Genomic DNA, 14926 nt, shown 5'->3' with positions numbered 1-14926 from the left:
TCATCATGAAACTTGCTATTGCTGGAGACAGCGCCGGCGAAGGCCTCGCCAAGGTTCTCGCCGATCATCTGAAGGATCGTTTCGAAGTGAGCGAAGTGTCGCGCACCCAGGAAGGTCCGGATGCGTTCTACGCCAATCTCGCCGACCGTGTCGCCTCCGGCGTCATCGACGGCACCTATGACAAGGCCATTCTCGTCTGCGGCACAGGCATCGGCGTCTGCATCTCTGCCAACAAGGTGCCGGGCATCCGCGCAGCTTTAACGCACGACACCTATTCTGCCGAACGCGCCGCGCTGTCGAACAACGCCCAGATCATCACCATGGGCGCCCGCGTCATCGGCACTGAGCTTGCCAAGGCCATCGCCGATGCCTTCCTGGCTCAGACCTTCGACGAGAAGGGCCGTTCGGCCGGCAACGTCAACGCCATCAACGAAGTCGACGCGAAGTACAACGCTCGCTAAGACCAGTCTCCCAAGACGCAGCAAGCCCGGTGATCCCTGCGATCGACCGGGCCTGTCTGTTTTTGTGCCCAGGAAAAAGTGGCGGGATTCACGCCTGCTTGCGGCCCGAAAGCCAGCGCTTGAACTCGATATTGGTGTCTGTCTGGATGGCGCCGACGCCAGCTTCGACGAGCGCGCCCCAGACGCCTTCGGGATCGCTGATGGCCCGGCTGTCGTTGAAATCGAGATTGTGGGAAACGTCGAGCGTATTGATCCACAAGCGGATGTTCTGGCGCTCCAGTTCTTCCCGGCCGGCTGCGAGATCGGCAAGATCGGTAAACTTGACCTCGATCATCGGCGCGCCAAGCGGCTCGATCAATCTGAGGTCCGCGGCAAATTTTCCCGGTCTGACGGGGAACATCGGCATATGCGGAATGGAGCCAAACCAGTCTGCTGTGCTCACGGGAAAGTCGCGGCTCTCCGGCACGACATCCGACTTGATGATCACATGTTCCTCTGCCCCCAACCGCTGGACGGTCGCGATCACCAGCGGCAGTTCATGTGGAAACTTTGTATCGATGTTGACGAACACTCGCCCGCGTGCTTCCTCGAGCGCCTCCTCCAAGGTTGGCACTCGCTCGTCGGTGAGTGCGGCTGCCTCTCCGCCTGCGCCGTCGCGAAGGCGGAGCTCGCGAACGGCGGAGAAGCTGGTTGCTCCAACTATGCCGCTGCCCGACGTCGTCCGGTCGAGCGTCTTGTCATGAATGACGACCAGATGCCCATCGGCGGTTGCCTGCGTGTCGATCTCGACGAATTCGACACCAAGCTCGGCAGCTCCTCGGATCGCCGCGAGCGAATTTTCCGGCGCTGCCGACCATAATGCGCGGTGAGCAATGGTAATGATCCCCCGATTGGCGCGCGACATGAGATCGTAGATCTCGGAAGAGCGGGATGAGTTGGAGATGGCGACAGCGGTCGAGCCGGACATGGGAAGACTTTCTTCGGCGGGGATTTTCTGGCGGGTGGGAAACACAAGACTTTCTTGTGTCGGCTCGTCGACCTAAGGCGGCGACGGCGCTTCGATCATTAATACGCGCAAGGTGTAGTCCTTATGACAATCGCGCGAAATCTGAGCGACATAGGCTCCGCCAAAGTCCTGCGAGAACACCCGAATCGGTCTCAGAAAGCGCCGCTGTGGCTCTTTGACGTCCAATTGCCTGCGCGCGACGCTGGCAACCATGCCCAATCCACAGCTGATTTTCGAAGGAAGCCGGCGACCGAATGAATTGGCAGAGAACGAGGTCCGAAGGGGGCGTGCGCCTTCAGAATGCCGTGATCGTCGCGGTATATTGGTGCGACGAGCGGGCGGTGTTATTCCGGGAACCTGCGATGTTCAGCCAGTATACGGGCGATGCGCCGCCGGTTAAGGCTCGTTTACGTTTTGTAACATTACGGCCTTAATCGATGCGCATTTGGGTGGGCAATGTTGCTCCCAACCCCCGCCGAAGTGTGAAGGGACGGACCAACCACCTCTCAAAACCGGCCCCCCGTCGCGAGAGGAAGCCAGATCAGGGTTCCGCTCCCCCATCAGTTCAGCGTATTGTCGGAGGGCGCTGATACTTCGGCGTCGGGATTTGCTGGACAACCGCAATTGGCGCGCAAGACTGCTTTTATCATCGGCAATGGAAGTCTGGAGCACGATCTCTCCGGGGCCATCGACAACGCTGACTTTGTCATGCGTTTCAACGAGCCGAACCTCGCGGACGACAAAAGCGGCTCGCGGACCGATGTTCTGATGCTGGCTGCATCGAGCAAGGCGCTGCATCTGCGGATGGCCGATCCAGCGTTTTTGGAGAATGCGGCGCTCAAGTCGGCGAAGATCCTCATGCTCGCCTATCACCCTGAGGTGATCCGCAAATATCATCCCCGGCCCAACATTTTTCAGCGTTTGAGAGGCCGCAGGGCCGATTGGACGACGCAGGCGATCGAACTCATGGGGCATGCCGGCAAAGAGATCCGCATCATGCCACCGCAATTCTACGCCGATGGGTGTGCCGAACTCGGCATTGCGGCTAGCCGGATGCGCAAGGTCTTTCCCAGTACCGGGTTCCTGGGCATCCGCTATGCTCTGGCGAACCTCCCGACCTCCGAGTGGCAGATCAGCTTGTGCGGCTTTGGTTGGCAGGGGTGGAAGCGCCACGACTGGCAGAACGAGCGGAGCTGGGTCGAGAGCAAGATCGCAAGCGGACTCATCGGAATGGCCGCCTGAGACAGGCAGCACCATTCAACGGTCGCTGCCCATCGGTGAAGTTCTATTATTTCTGCCCGAGCAAGCCGCGCAATTCCGGCAGCCTGTCATTCACCAGCCAACCATAATAGTTCTCTTCCGGCAGCTTCTTGCCGCCTGAAGCATCTGCGGCCTGCCGCAGGGCAATGGCGCGTCGCCGCGGTTGGCCGACATTGTAGAGCGTCGCCGTCAGGCCGGGATTTTCGCTGATGTCGAAGCCCTGCGCGCGATAGACGTCCATGGCGTCTCGGACGATGGCCGCGATATAGATCACGCTGCGATCCGGATCCATGATATCGCGATAGATCGCCTGCGGATCGTCAGCCGACAGCTTCGACAATCCGCTGGTCGCATGCACGAGATCGGTGACCTCAAGGGCCGTGAGCGGGCTGATTTGGCCGAGGCCGAAGGTTTGTCCGGCAAAGAAGGGCTGGAAGAAGGCGCGCTGGAACGTCATGTTTTCATAGGTGACGCCATCGACCACCTTGCCACGAAAGCTCTTGTCCCAGGTCTCGTCGCGGCATTCCCACAATTCGGCGCTGCCAGTGAAGGCATCGCAATGGGCGAACTCCGGCTTCTTGACGAAGGACTGGACGTTCATGTCCTTGTAGCTGAACTTGAAGTCCGCCTGGGAATAGGCAAGCGCCTTGACGTAGTAGGACTTCACCCTGTTGACGATCGTGATGTTGTAGGTGTGCTCGCCGACAAGCGCGCCGACGATATGGATGGGATCGATCTTATAGGCCAGCGCGGCCTTCTTGATCGAAGCCATCAGATCCTTGTCTTCGCGAAGTACGCCGACGATCTTCTGGTATTTTTCTTCATAGGTCGTGTTAAAGGCCTTGGCCCGCAATGCCGACGTGTTTGGGACCGGAGGCTGCGTGCCATTACGATTGCCGGGTGGCACGCGCACCATTTCGTGACCGAAGCAGGCGCTGGTCAGCGTGAGGATGACAAGAAGACAGAGTGCCGGAATTCTCGACAGGCTTGTAAGCATTCGCAAGTTGACTTTCAAAAATTTTCCCCGGCACGGGGATGATCTTCATAGTCGATCAGCCTGCAAAGGCAAGGGCGAGCGCTTCTTCTGCCCGGCGAATCACAATAAACTTTGCGTCAGGCAGCCTCTGGCTGTAATCGCGGATGACAATACTGCCAAGGCGAGTTTCGGATTTGCCGCCCTGATTTTCGAGGGGCATGGTTTTCGAGGGGATTGCGTTGAAACATCTCGTTGTGACAGGCAGTATCTTGCTTGCAGCCGCGCCAGGCGAAGCCTTGCCGACGATGGCCGACGTTCCGGCTCTCGCCAAGGCAGCCGTTGCGCGACGGATCGACGTTCCGTCTTCAGCCGTTCATATTCTGACCGCCAAGCCGAGCGAGCGAATGCCGGGCTTTGTCGTTTGCGGCCGTATCGAAACCTCCCCCGGTATGGCGGACGGTGAACGTTTCTTCGTGGTTATACCGGGGAATTTTGCCATCCTTGATCAGGATGGCAAGGGCCTCGTCGATACCTACTGGTCAGCCAATCACTGCGAGTGACTGGCCAGAGCCTTGCTGATCATGGCGAGCTGTTCAGGAGTGCGGCCGGATTCAAGCCGAACCCAATTGTTCGGATTGTCGGCGGATTGGCGCTTGATGAACGTGTAGCCGGTCCCTTCCCAGGTCTTGACCGAGTCGGTGAGGTTGTCGAGAACGAGATCGCCATCGTTCGTTCGCGCCATCAGCACCAGATGGCCCTCATTGTTCTTGTCGAGCACCACAGTCAGCAACAGCGCTGAGCGGGACCATCCGGCCTCCACGAGCAGTTTTTTCTTCAGCAGAACATAGTCGTTGCAGTTGCCGGCGCCATCGTCGGGATAGGTCCACCAGTTGATGATGCCGAGCTTGTAGATGCCGTAGTGATCGTTGTCGCCAACGCCCTGGATCTCATGATTGACGAGATTGTTGATCTGCTGCAGCTGCGCCCAGCGCTCCTTGCCGAGCGTGATGAATTCGTCGCTCTTTTCGGTCTCCATGCATTCGGCCGGCTGTGCGGAGCAAAAACCCGCCCAGCCGACCGGCGCGCTCGCTTCCGTGACCACGCGGGCGAATTGGTGGACTGGTGCGTCAACCGCGTTGGTCACCGGCTTTGCGGTGGTGGCTGTCGAAAACGACAGGCCGGCAACGAGGATAAAGCTTGCAGCGATGAGGAATGAACGCATACTCGGCTCCATGAATTGAGCTCATGAAATCCGATGCGGTCAAATTTATTCGGAAAAAGATCATTCGCATTTTAGTGAAGTCGAGCTTTGGTGAGAATCCGCTTGGATTTCAGCGCCGGATTGGTGGTATCGCCTTGCCGAAAATAGGCGCGTCCGCTCGGACAATCGCGATAGCGGCGCCGAAAACATATGATATTTCATCGACATATGGCGATTGCTTGAGGACCCTCAACGCGTTTATGATTTGGTTACTTCAAATGCGGATCTCCCCGAGATGGGATGCGGGGGAGAGAACCGAAAACAGAGCGGGAGGCCCTATGATCGACGATATTCTCGACCGGATGACGCTTGAGGAGCAGGTTTCGCTGCTGTCTGGCGCCGATTTCTGGACCACCGTCCCCATCGAGCGCCTCGGCATTCCGAAGATCAAGGTGACGGATGGACCGAATGGCGCGCGGGGCGCGGGCTCGCTGGTGGCCGGCGTCAACTCCGCTTGCTTCCCGGTTGCCATTGCGCTTGGCGCGACCTGGAATCCGGCTCTGGTCGAGCGCATGGGGGTTGCCATTGCCGGTCAGGCCAAGAGCAAGGGCGCGTCGGTCTTGCTGGCGCCGACGGTCAATATCCATCGCTCCGGCCTGAATGGGCGCAATTTCGAGTGCTATTCCGAAGACCCCATGCTGACGGCGGAGCTCGCCGTTGCCTATATTCAGGGCGTGCAGAGCCAAGGTATTGCCGCGACGATCAAGCATTTCGTCGGCAATGAATCCGAGATCGAGCGGCAGACCATTTCGTCGGACATCGAGGAGCGCGCGCTTCGCGAGATCTATCTGCTGCCATTCGAAAAGGCTGTCAAAAGGGCCGGCGTCATGGCCGTCATGTCTTCGTACAACAGGCTGAACGGCACCTATACGAGTGAAGACCCGTGGCTGTTGACCAAGGTCCTGCGTGACGAATGGGGTTTCGACGGGATCGTCATGTCCGACTGGTTCGGCTCGCATTCGACTGCCGCGACCGTCAATGCGGGGCTCGATCTGGAAATGCCGGGACCCGCGCGGGACCGTGGCGAGAAGCTGGTTGCCGCCGTGCGCAACGGTGAAGTCAAGCCTGAGACCGTGCGTGCGGCGGCGGGTCGCATTTTGAAGCTGCTGGAGCGCGTCGGAGCATTTGAGACAGCCCGTGACCTTGCCGAACATGCGCTCGATTTGCCCGAGGACCGCGCGCTGATCCGCCAGTTGGGGGCTGAAGGCGCTGTACTGTTGAAGAATGACGGTATCCTGCCGCTGCAGAGGGCCGGTCTTGGACACGTGGCCGTCCTTGGGCCAAACGCCGCGGAGGCGCGCGTCATGGGTGGTGGGAGCGCCCAGATTGCCGCACATTACCGGATCAGCCCGCTCGAAGGGATCCGCGAGGCGCTGTCGAATGCCAACAGCATCCGCTACGCGGTCGGTTGCCGTAACAACAGGCTGATCAACGTCTTTTCGGGAGACATGAGGGTCGAGTATTTCAAGGGGCGGAGCCTGGCCGGCATGCCTATCATTGCCGAGCCAGCCCATGTCGGCGAGTTTTTCTGGTTCGACTTGCCGTCAGCCGAACTTGACCCGGCAGATTTTTCCGCACGCATGACGGCCTCTTACGTGCCTACGGAAGGCGGCGAGCATGTGTTCGGCATGACCAACGCCGGTCTCGCCAAACTTTATGTCGATGGCGACCTGGTGGTGAACGGCTTTGACGGCTGGACCCGCGGTGACAATTATTTTGGCACTGCCAATGTCGAACAGCGCCAAAGCCTCTATCTGGAGGCGGGCCGACGATACCAGGTCGTCGTCGAATATTGCTCTTCGGCGGCAACAGAGGAAGGCATCAATCTGACGGCGGTGCGCTTTGGCGTCGAGAAGCCTCTGGGAGAGCCGGATCTGGCGGAGGCGGTCGAGACCGCGCGCAATGCGGATGTGGCGCTGTTGTTCGTCGGCCGCGACGGGCAGTGGGATACGGAAGGGCTTGATTTGCCGGACATGCGGTTGCCCGGGCGACAGGAGGAGCTGATCGAGAAGGTGGCGGCTGTCAACGCCAATACCGTCGTCGTCCTCCAAACGGGTGGTCCAATCGAAATGCCGTGGCTTGGCAAGGTGAGGGCCGTCCTGCAGATGTGGTATCCGGGCCAGGAGCTGGGTCATGCGGTTGCCGACGTTCTGTTCGGCGAGGCGGAGCCGGGTGGTCGGCTGCCGCAGACTTTCCCAAGGCAGCTGTCTGACAATTCCGCGATGACCGGCGACGTGACCGTCTATCCGGGCAAGGATGGGCATGTTCGCTATGCCGAGGGTGTTTTCGTCGGCTACCGCCATCACGACAGGCAAGGTGTGGAACCGCTTTTTCCCTTCGGTTTCGGCCTCGGTTACACGCATTTTTCCTGGGGCAGTGCAGAGGCATCGGCGACACGAATGGGTCCTGACGGCATCACCGTCACCGTTGATGTCACCAATATCGGGGACAGGAGGGGATCGGAGCTCGTGCAGCTCTATGTCCGGCCGCCCGCTTCGGCGGTCGAGAGACCGGACAAGGAACTGCGCGCCTTTGCCAAGCTTCAATTGGCGAAGGGCGAGACGGGCAGGGCCTCGCTCGTCGTCCATCCCCGCGATCTGAGCTATTTCGACGTGGAAGCAAAAGCGTTTCGTGCCACTGCGGGCCACTACGAACTTCTGGTCGCCGCCAATGCTGCCGATATCCGTTCGTCAGTGATGATCGAGCTCGCAAACGATTGGGTTGGCGAGGTTTCCGATCGTCTGGTTTGACGTTCTGAATGCAATCGCAAGCATACTCTATCTACATCGGCGCGGTGCTACAGCCTCGCCGATGCAGCTCAGCTTGCCGCCTCAGCGACGGCGCATGCGTTGCGGCGGCACCCGACCCGAGAACGGAGATGCCAACTCCTTCTCCGCCATCTGTTCCAGCTGGAAGATCTGCCCGACCGGTTTCGGTCGTCCAAGGAAGAAGCCCTGAGCCTCGTCGCAGCCTTCTACGCGCAGGATTTCCAGCTGATGGTTGGTCTCCACGCCCTCGGCCAGAACCGGGATGTCAAGGCTCTTGCCGAGCGTCAGCACGGCGCGGACGATCGCCTTTGCCTGTATGCTGTTGTCGACCTCGTTCATGAAGGAGCGGTCGAGCTTGATCTTGTCGAAGGGGAAGGAGCGTAGCGTGTCGAGCGATGAATAGCCCGTGCCGAAATCGTCGATGGCAATGGTGACGCCAAGCGCCCGGATCTGCCGCAGCACGTGCAGCGTGCGGGTCTTGTCGGCGATGATCGTCGACTCGGTGATCTCCAGCTCGAGCCTCGACGGCGAGAGGCCGGTTTCCACCAGGATCGATTGAATGAGCTTGGCAAGATCCGCATGGGCGAATTGTACCGGCGAGAGATTGACGGCGATCTTGTACGGCTTGTTCCAGGCGGCGGCCTGCTTGCACGCGTTGCGCAGGACCCATTCGCCGATGACGAGGATCGTGCCGCTCTCCTCGGCGATCGGGATGAACTCGGAGGGCGGAACCGCACCTCGCTCAGGGTGGCTCCAGCGCAGCAGGACTTCGTAGCCGCAAATCTCGCCCGTCTGAACCGAGGTTTGTACCTGATAGTGCAGATCGAGCTGATCGAGCTCGACGGCGCGGCGCAAATCCTGCGCCAGCGTGTGGCGTGCGCGGGCCGCTTCATCCATTTTGGATTCGTAGAAGCACACGGCACGGCCGACATCGGCCTTGGCGCGATACATCGCCAGATCGGCATTGCTGATGAGACGTTCCTGGTCGTTGCCATCGTCGGGATAGACGGCAACGCCGATGCTTGCGCCGGTCACCGTTTCGAAATCATCGATGCGGATTGGCTCGAACAGGGTCTTTTCCAGCCGCGCCACGAAATCGAGAAGCTCGCTCTGGTTTTCGAAACGCTTGGCGGCGGCAAATTCATCGCCACCGACGCGGGCGACGAACTCGCCGTCCTTGACGAGGCGCAGCAGGCGGCGCCCGATGGCCTTCAGCGCCTGATCGCCAGCCTTGTGGCCGCGCAGATCGTTGATCTCCTTGAAGCGATCAAGGTCAATGCCGACGACGGCGAGCTTTGCACCGTCTTCCTTGGCATGTTCCAGGGCGCTGCTCAGATAGTCGCTGAAGCTGCCACGGTTCGGCATGCCTGTGAGGATGTCGTTCAGCGCCATGTGCTGGAGCTTCTGGATGGACTCGCGCGAGGCGCGTTCGTCGATCATGTAGCTCGCGACGCCGGTGCCGATCACGAGCAATCCGCCGCCCGCGACCGCGACGGCCATGGCTTGCAGCGCATAGGAATCAACGATGCCGGCACCGGTTGCCAGCGGCGTGACGGAGACGGCGGTCATTGCCGTGAAATGCAGGAGGATCACCGCAAGCACGAAAAAGCCGAGTGCGACCAGGGGAGCGAAGCGCCAGGGGCGGCGAATGGCTTGATTAAGCGCCAGGACGGCAAATGTCACTGAGAGCACGACGGAGGCAAAAACATAAGTCCTGTCCCAATCGACGATGCCATCGACATGGTAGGCCATCATGCCGGTATAATGCATGATGCTAATGGCAAGACCGACGACCACGCCACCCAGTTCCGGTGCCACCTTCGGCATGCGCGACAATGTGATCGCAAAGCCGGCGGAGCAGCCGGCGACGGCCAACAGAAACGACGCCATGGTCAGGATCGGGTCGAAGGCCACGGGCGCGCCAACCTCATAGGCCAACATGGCGATGAAATGGGTGCACCATATGGAGGCGCCCGCAGCTACCCCGGTCAGAAAGATCCATCCGCCGCGCTGAAGCCCGTGCGTCATTTCTGCCCGTCGTAGAAGGTTGAGCGTTATCCATCCGCCGCTGACACAAACAAACGCCGCAAGGAAAACGAGCCACAGATTATGTGCTGTGACGATGCATGAAAGGACGCGCACTCAGAAAATCCCGAATCTGGTCACTGGAATGACGGCCATTTGATATTGCACCCGCCACAACTGAAATAGGTAAGCGACGCTTTCGCGGGTAAACACTAAAAATCGGGTAAATGGCGTCCGTAGGAATTGCCGGAAAAGGCCTTAATTCAGGCGATTTTCAAGGTGGCCAGTACTGGCCCTCGCCGCCAAAATATCAATTGTTAGAACGGATTAGATCTCATTTGCCGCGCCGATTTTCTAGATGAAAATATTTTCAATTATACCAAAGTATAATTTTGACTCTCGGTAAATATTCCCTAAATTCAATATGTCTAAAATAGATTCTCTTCCATTATCGGAATATCAATATTTATTGGCGATACTATTATTAAGTATATTTGAAAGTACTGTTGCTTTCGACTTATGCGGTATTTGTTCTTGTAACTTCTACCATAGAGAGTTTGTTCGTGAAAATATTGAAGGCCGGCGCGAGATCCTTCTTATCTATATATAAGCATTCACGAAAATTCATGGCCGATAGGTCAGGAAATTTCGGGATGATGACGGCGCTGCTGGCGATCCCACTGATCGGAGCGGCCGGCCTTGCCATCGATATCACCAATGCGCTCGTGGTTAGGAACGAACTTTACAATGCCGCCGACGCGGCGGCCGTGGGCGCCGTTGCAACGTCTTCGCCGGCAGTCGCTGCGGCTATGGCCATGACCAGTGACGGCACGGTTACCATTGGCCAGAATGACGCCAACAAACTCTTTTATGGTCAGGCGTCGAGCGACCTGCAAAACGTGCCGGTCAACGTGAACATTGTGGTGACGAGAGCTTCGAACATCCTGTCCGCCCAAGTCAGTTTTTCCGCGACCGTGCCGACGACGCTGATGCAGTTGCTGGGCCAGACCACGATCCCGATCAGCGGAGTTGCATCGGCACAATATCAGACGGCGAGTTTCATCGACTTCTACATGCTGCTCGACAACACGCCGTCGATGGGCGTCGCTGCGACGGCCGGCGGTATCGCAATCATGCAGTCACATACCAGCGACACATGTGCATTTGCTTGCCACGACCTGAACGACCCAAACAACTATTACAATCTTGCGAAAAAAACTCTCAACATTGATCTGCGCATCGATGTCGTGCGTCAGGCGACGCAGGCACTGACCGACACGGCCACGACAAATAGCCAGTCGCCAGACCAGTATCGTATGGCCGTCTACACATTCGGAACCGAAGCCGACAAAGCGGGTTTGACGGCCGTGTCCGGACTTTCGTCGAATATGGTGCAAGTCAAGCAAGCCACCAGCGCCGTTGATTTGATGGCTGTTCGAGGCCAAGGCGACAATAACGATCAGGATACGAGTTTCGATACAATGCTGACGCAGCTGAAACCAATAATCGGGACTGGCGGCGGCGGTACGAGCGGTTCGGACCGGCAAAAGGTACTGTTCTTCGTGACTGATGGTGTTGGTGATAGCTATAAGCCGACAACCTGCACGAAACCAACCACCGGCGGCCGCTGCCAGGAGCCGCTCGATACATCCTTCTGCCAGCCTCTGAAAAACCAGAACGTCAAGATCGCGATCCTCTACACGACCTATCTGCCGTTGCCGCAGAATCCCTGGTACAATTCATGGATTGCGCCATTCCAATCCCAGATCGGCACGAACCTGCAGAACTGCGCATCGCCGGGCCTCTATTTTGAAGTCAGCCCAACGCAAGGCATCAACGATGCGATGAATGCGCTGTTTCTAAAGGTCATCCGGACGCCACGACTTACAAGCTGAAGGCTCGGTGTCGAGCATTCATCGGATGCGGCACGCGCTATATTTGGTGTGGCGAGGGCCAGACAACCGAGCGGCATGTCAATCACAAGCCCGTGGTGGGACCTTGGGGGCGGGCTTGGGCCTCTTATGATCGTCTCCGCGTCATTCCGTGAGCACCAAGAGATCTCGGATACCAACTCGATCGTCTCATGGCTTGAGCGGACGCGGTTCGCACATCTGCCGCGTGCCCCGAAATGCGGTTCCAAGCGGCAAACCTTACGGTTGGGGGCAGGTCAAACGATCGGCGAAGAGCGATATTCAAAATCCGGATGAGGGCAGTCTCACTCGTCCTTCATCGGTATTTCAGCCTCCTTGACCGCCGCAATGAACGCGCGCCGGGCATCTTCGGGCGTACGCTTCCCGGAGATCACGTCGGCGAAGACGAGCAGTGCTCGGTCGAGGGCGGGTGCTTCATCGAGGGGCCAGTCTTCGATCAAGGCCCAGGACGCTGCCTGGGTGGTGTCGATGACTATCCATTCTTCTGGACTTTCAAGGGCGATCGTAACCGCCTTGCTCCATTTTCTTTCCATTGTCGCAAGCTTTCAAACTTGAGGGCGCTAATCGCCTGTCTCATAGGCCGATTCAGCGCGAGTGGCGAGCCGGTTTCGGCCGGGCCCGCCGTTCCGTGCGATGTTCCGGGGAGAATTCGGGCGGAAGCGGCTTCCTCAAGACAACAGGGGGACGCCCGCCTCGACCGCCGCGGCTATGAAGGCAAGACGGGCCTCTTCCGGGGGCCGCTCACCGCGTTGAACGTCCATGCAGATCAGGAGCGCGGACATGAAACAGCTGCCTTCGTCCGCCGGCCAGTCGTCCAGAAGTGTCTTCCAGGCGTCGTCGGCATTCCCGACTGTTTTGATTTCGCCCGTGCTGTGGCGAACAACGCGCACAGGAGAGAAGCGTGGCATGGTGTTCATGATAGAAGACTCCAACACGGCAGAGCCTTTCTTGGGCCTTTATCGGCGAGAGCGCATTTAACTTTATTAACCCCAGCTCAGGTTTTGGGAGGGATGTGATCGGTTATAGACCTCATCCTTGCGACATTTGCCAGGTTGGGCACCGTTTGCTTTTATTCGCGGCAGACTTGGCGGACCGTGTCGATGAAGGCTCTGAGCTTCGGCGCCAATTCGGCGCGGCGCGGAAAATAAAGAAAAAGACCGGCTTCCATCACAGCATGATCGACCAGCACCTGGATCAGCCTTCCAGCGGCAATATCCGAGCGCACGAGGGGTTCAAAAACATAAGCTAGCCCGACGCTTGCCAGAGCGAGTTCGATTGCCGAATGAGATTCGGTAACGATCGCCTGGCCTTGCACGGCGACGGCAACGTCCCTTCCGTCCTCGACGAATTCCCATTCATAGAGCCCTCCTGAACGGATAAGCCGATAGCCGATGCAATTGTGGTGCGAGAGATCGCCGAGCGTCATCGGTCGGCCGAACCGGCTGATGTAATCCGGTGAAGCGACCACGACCGAAGGGAAGGGTGGAGTGAGGCGAACCGCCACCATGTCCTGAGCGATCATCTCGCCGATGCGAATGCCGGCATCGAAACCTTCTGACACGATATCGGTGAGCCTTTCGTCGGAAAAGATCTCCACTTCGACTTCCGGATAGCGCTCGCTCATGGCCGCAATGACGCGCGTTACGGCGAGCGGCAGGCAAACACGAGCCGCGTTGATCCGCAGCAGCCCGCTTGGTCTCCCCTTTATGGCTCTAATGCGTTCCATTCGCTCATGAATGTCCTGCAGGGCCGGCGCGATGGTCGCAATCAGGCTCCTGCCAGCTTCGGTCAGCGCGACGCTACGGGTCGTGCGCGCAAAGAGCGGCTGGCCTAGCCGCTCTTCGACCAGCCGCACAGCATGGCTCACGGCCGAGGCACTCATTCCGAGCTCATTGGCGGCGGCGGCGAAGCCGCCGCGGCGAGCAACGGCGACGATGATGGGCAGATGTGTCAGCAGATCGCGATCCATTGCTGAGCAATATCGCATAATGCATGCGAATTAAATGATCTTATAAACGTGATGAAAGTCGGCGAACCTATGCCTATCGAATTGCCCGGCGCCACCACGATCCCATCACGCCGGACGTCAAAGAGGAGCGCGCTCATGAGCACGAATTTCTACACCCTCGGCAATAGCGGCCTGAAAGTAACCCGGCTCACGCTCGGCACGATGACATTCGGTACGGAATGGGGCTGGGGCGCAGACAAGGAAGCCGCACGCGCCATTTTCAATGCCTATGTCGATGCCGGCGGCAATTTCTTCGATACGGCCGATGCCTATACGGGTGGCACCTCGGAAGCATGGCTTGGCGAATTCATCGCTGAACGGGGAGTGCGGGATGATGCGGTCATCACGACAAAGTTCACCATGAACCTGACCGCGCAATCACCGAACGCAGCCGGGAACGGCCGCAAGAACATATTGCGTGCCGTCGAGGGTTCATTGAAGCGCCTCAACACGGATCATATCGATCTCTATCTGTTGCATTGCTGGGACCGCCTTACTCCACCCGAAGAGGTAATGCGGACATTTGACGATCTGGTCCGGTCGGGAAAAGTGCTGCATGTCGGTCTGTCCGATGTACCTGCCTGGTACGCCAGCCGCGCTCAAGCGGTTGCAGAATATCGCGGCTATGAACCGATATCGGCGCTTCAGCTCGAATATTCGCTCGCTGAGCGCCATATCGAAAACGAGTTCGTTTCGTTCGGGACACGGTATGGTGCCGGCATTATGGCGTGGAGCCCATTGGCGAGCGGCCTTCTGAGCGGAAAATATCGCACAGGCGAGATTGGGCAGGTGGATGGCCGGCTGGAGACGGTCCGCGGCACCACCAATCCCGGCTTCCAGAAATTCACCGAGCGCAATTGGGCTGTTGTCGCAGAACTGGAGAAGGTTTCGGTCGAGCTCGGACGCAGCATGGCGCAGGTGGCGGTCAATTGGACGATGACGCAGCCAGGCATCGCCTCGGTCATCGTCGGAGCCACCAAGCTCGAGCAATTGAAGGACAATCTCGGCGCGTTGGATTTTGTGATCCCGTCGCACCTGCGCCAAAGGCTCGACGAGGTGAGTGCCTTGGAATCAACCTTCCCCTATTCCTTCTTTGGGCCGGAGATCCAGGGCTCGATGACCGGCGGACAGACGGTCGGCGACAAACCGTCCGGCTACCATCCGGATCTCACCATCTCCGGGAAATTCGCCGGAGTCAGTTGACGCGACAGGCCGCAACGGCCGGACGTC

At 58.7% G+C, this 14926-nt stretch carries 13 protein-coding genes; 6 read left to right on the top strand and 7 right to left on the bottom strand.

What is annotated here, in order from left to right:
- Window positions 1-5: 5 nt before the first annotated feature.
- Complete coding sequence (locus ACIQJ2_RS33085; protein WP_184706998.1) at window positions 6-461, top strand: RpiB/LacA/LacB family sugar-phosphate isomerase; 456 nt, start codon at window positions 6-8, stop codon at window positions 459-461.
- Window positions 462-549: 88 nt separating this feature from the next.
- Here the strand turns inward: ACIQJ2_RS33085 and ACIQJ2_RS33080 are convergent, their stop codons facing one another.
- The gene (locus tag ACIQJ2_RS33080) at window positions 550-1428 is read right to left on the bottom strand and encodes a glycerophosphodiester phosphodiesterase family protein (protein ID WP_400675805.1); all 879 of its coding nucleotides are present in this window, start codon (window positions 1426-1428) and stop codon (window positions 550-552) included.
- A 663-nt stretch (window positions 1429-2091) separates the two neighbouring features.
- On the opposite strand from ACIQJ2_RS33080, the gene ACIQJ2_RS33075 reads away from it, so the two are divergent.
- Window positions 2092-2709, top strand: a complete 618-nt coding sequence (locus tag ACIQJ2_RS33075; protein ID WP_400675807.1) for a glycosyltransferase family 29 protein — start codon at window positions 2092-2094, stop codon at window positions 2707-2709.
- 46 nt (window positions 2710-2755) lie between these two features.
- Here the strand turns inward: ACIQJ2_RS33075 and ACIQJ2_RS33070 are convergent, their stop codons facing one another.
- Window positions 2756-3724, bottom strand: a complete 969-nt coding sequence (locus ACIQJ2_RS33070; protein ID WP_400675874.1) for a DUF1402 family protein — start codon at window positions 3722-3724, stop codon at window positions 2756-2758.
- A 218-nt stretch (window positions 3725-3942) separates the two neighbouring features.
- Between ACIQJ2_RS33070 and ACIQJ2_RS33065 the strand changes: the two genes are divergently transcribed.
- Entirely contained in the window at window positions 3943-4263 is a 321-nt protein-coding gene (locus tag ACIQJ2_RS33065; protein WP_400675809.1) for a hypothetical protein, read from the top strand.
- Here ACIQJ2_RS33065 and ACIQJ2_RS33060 read toward each other — a convergent pair.
- Window positions 4251-4925 carry a transglutaminase-like cysteine peptidase gene (locus tag ACIQJ2_RS33060; RefSeq protein ID WP_400675811.1) on the bottom strand — a complete coding sequence of 225 codons (675 nt, stop codon included), beginning with the start codon at window positions 4923-4925 and terminating at the stop codon, window positions 4251-4253. The two genes, ACIQJ2_RS33065 and ACIQJ2_RS33060, sit on opposite strands and share 13 nt — an antisense overlap.
- 317 nt (window positions 4926-5242) lie before the next feature.
- On the opposite strand from ACIQJ2_RS33060, the gene ACIQJ2_RS33055 reads away from it, so the two are divergent.
- Window positions 5243-7714: a glycoside hydrolase family 3 C-terminal domain-containing protein gene (locus tag ACIQJ2_RS33055; RefSeq protein WP_400675813.1), complete on the top strand. Its 2472-nt coding sequence runs from the start codon at window positions 5243-5245 to the stop codon at window positions 7712-7714.
- Between the two features lie 81 nt (window positions 7715-7795).
- Here ACIQJ2_RS33055 and ACIQJ2_RS33050 read toward each other — a convergent pair whose 3' ends face one another.
- A complete protein-coding gene (locus ACIQJ2_RS33050) occupies window positions 7796-9874 on the bottom strand; it encodes a putative bifunctional diguanylate cyclase/phosphodiesterase (protein WP_400675814.1) in 2079 nt (692 codons plus the stop codon).
- Window positions 9875-10410: 536 nt separating this feature from the next.
- Between ACIQJ2_RS33050 and ACIQJ2_RS33045 the strand changes: the two genes are divergently transcribed.
- On the top strand, window positions 10411-11652 hold the full coding sequence (locus ACIQJ2_RS33045; protein WP_199146684.1) for a pilus assembly protein TadG-related protein: 1242 nt from the start codon (window positions 10411-10413) through the stop codon (window positions 11650-11652).
- A 320-nt stretch (window positions 11653-11972) separates the two neighbouring features.
- Here ACIQJ2_RS33045 and ACIQJ2_RS33040 read toward each other — a convergent pair whose 3' ends face one another.
- From ACIQJ2_RS33040 to ACIQJ2_RS33030, 3 genes are all read right to left on the bottom strand, one after another.
- Window positions 11973-12221 carry a DUF982 domain-containing protein gene (locus ACIQJ2_RS33040; RefSeq protein ID WP_400675816.1) on the bottom strand — a complete coding sequence of 83 codons (249 nt, stop codon included), beginning with the start codon at window positions 12219-12221 and terminating at the stop codon, window positions 11973-11975.
- Between the two features lie 135 nt (window positions 12222-12356).
- A complete protein-coding gene (locus tag ACIQJ2_RS33035; protein ID WP_199146627.1) occupies window positions 12357-12605 on the bottom strand; it encodes a DUF982 domain-containing protein in 249 nt (82 codons plus the stop codon).
- Between the two features lie 152 nt (window positions 12606-12757).
- Complete coding sequence (locus tag ACIQJ2_RS33030; RefSeq protein ID WP_400675818.1) at window positions 12758-13657, bottom strand: LysR family transcriptional regulator; 900 nt, start codon at window positions 13655-13657, stop codon at window positions 12758-12760.
- A gap of 135 nt (window positions 13658-13792) precedes the next feature.
- On the opposite strand from ACIQJ2_RS33030, the gene ACIQJ2_RS33025 reads away from it, so the two are divergent.
- Window positions 13793-14899: an aldo/keto reductase gene (locus ACIQJ2_RS33025; RefSeq protein WP_400675820.1), complete on the top strand. Its 1107-nt coding sequence runs from the start codon at window positions 13793-13795 to the stop codon at window positions 14897-14899.
- The last annotated feature ends 27 nt before the right edge of the window (window positions 14900-14926 follow it).

It is taken from the genome of Rhizobium sp. NPDC092011 (genome assembly GCF_044756305.1).
Taxonomy (GTDB): domain Bacteria; phylum Pseudomonadota; class Alphaproteobacteria; order Rhizobiales; family Rhizobiaceae; genus Rhizobium.
The sequence above is the reverse complement of the archived record's forward strand: the minus strand, read 5'-3'. Positions and strand labels throughout refer to the sequence as shown.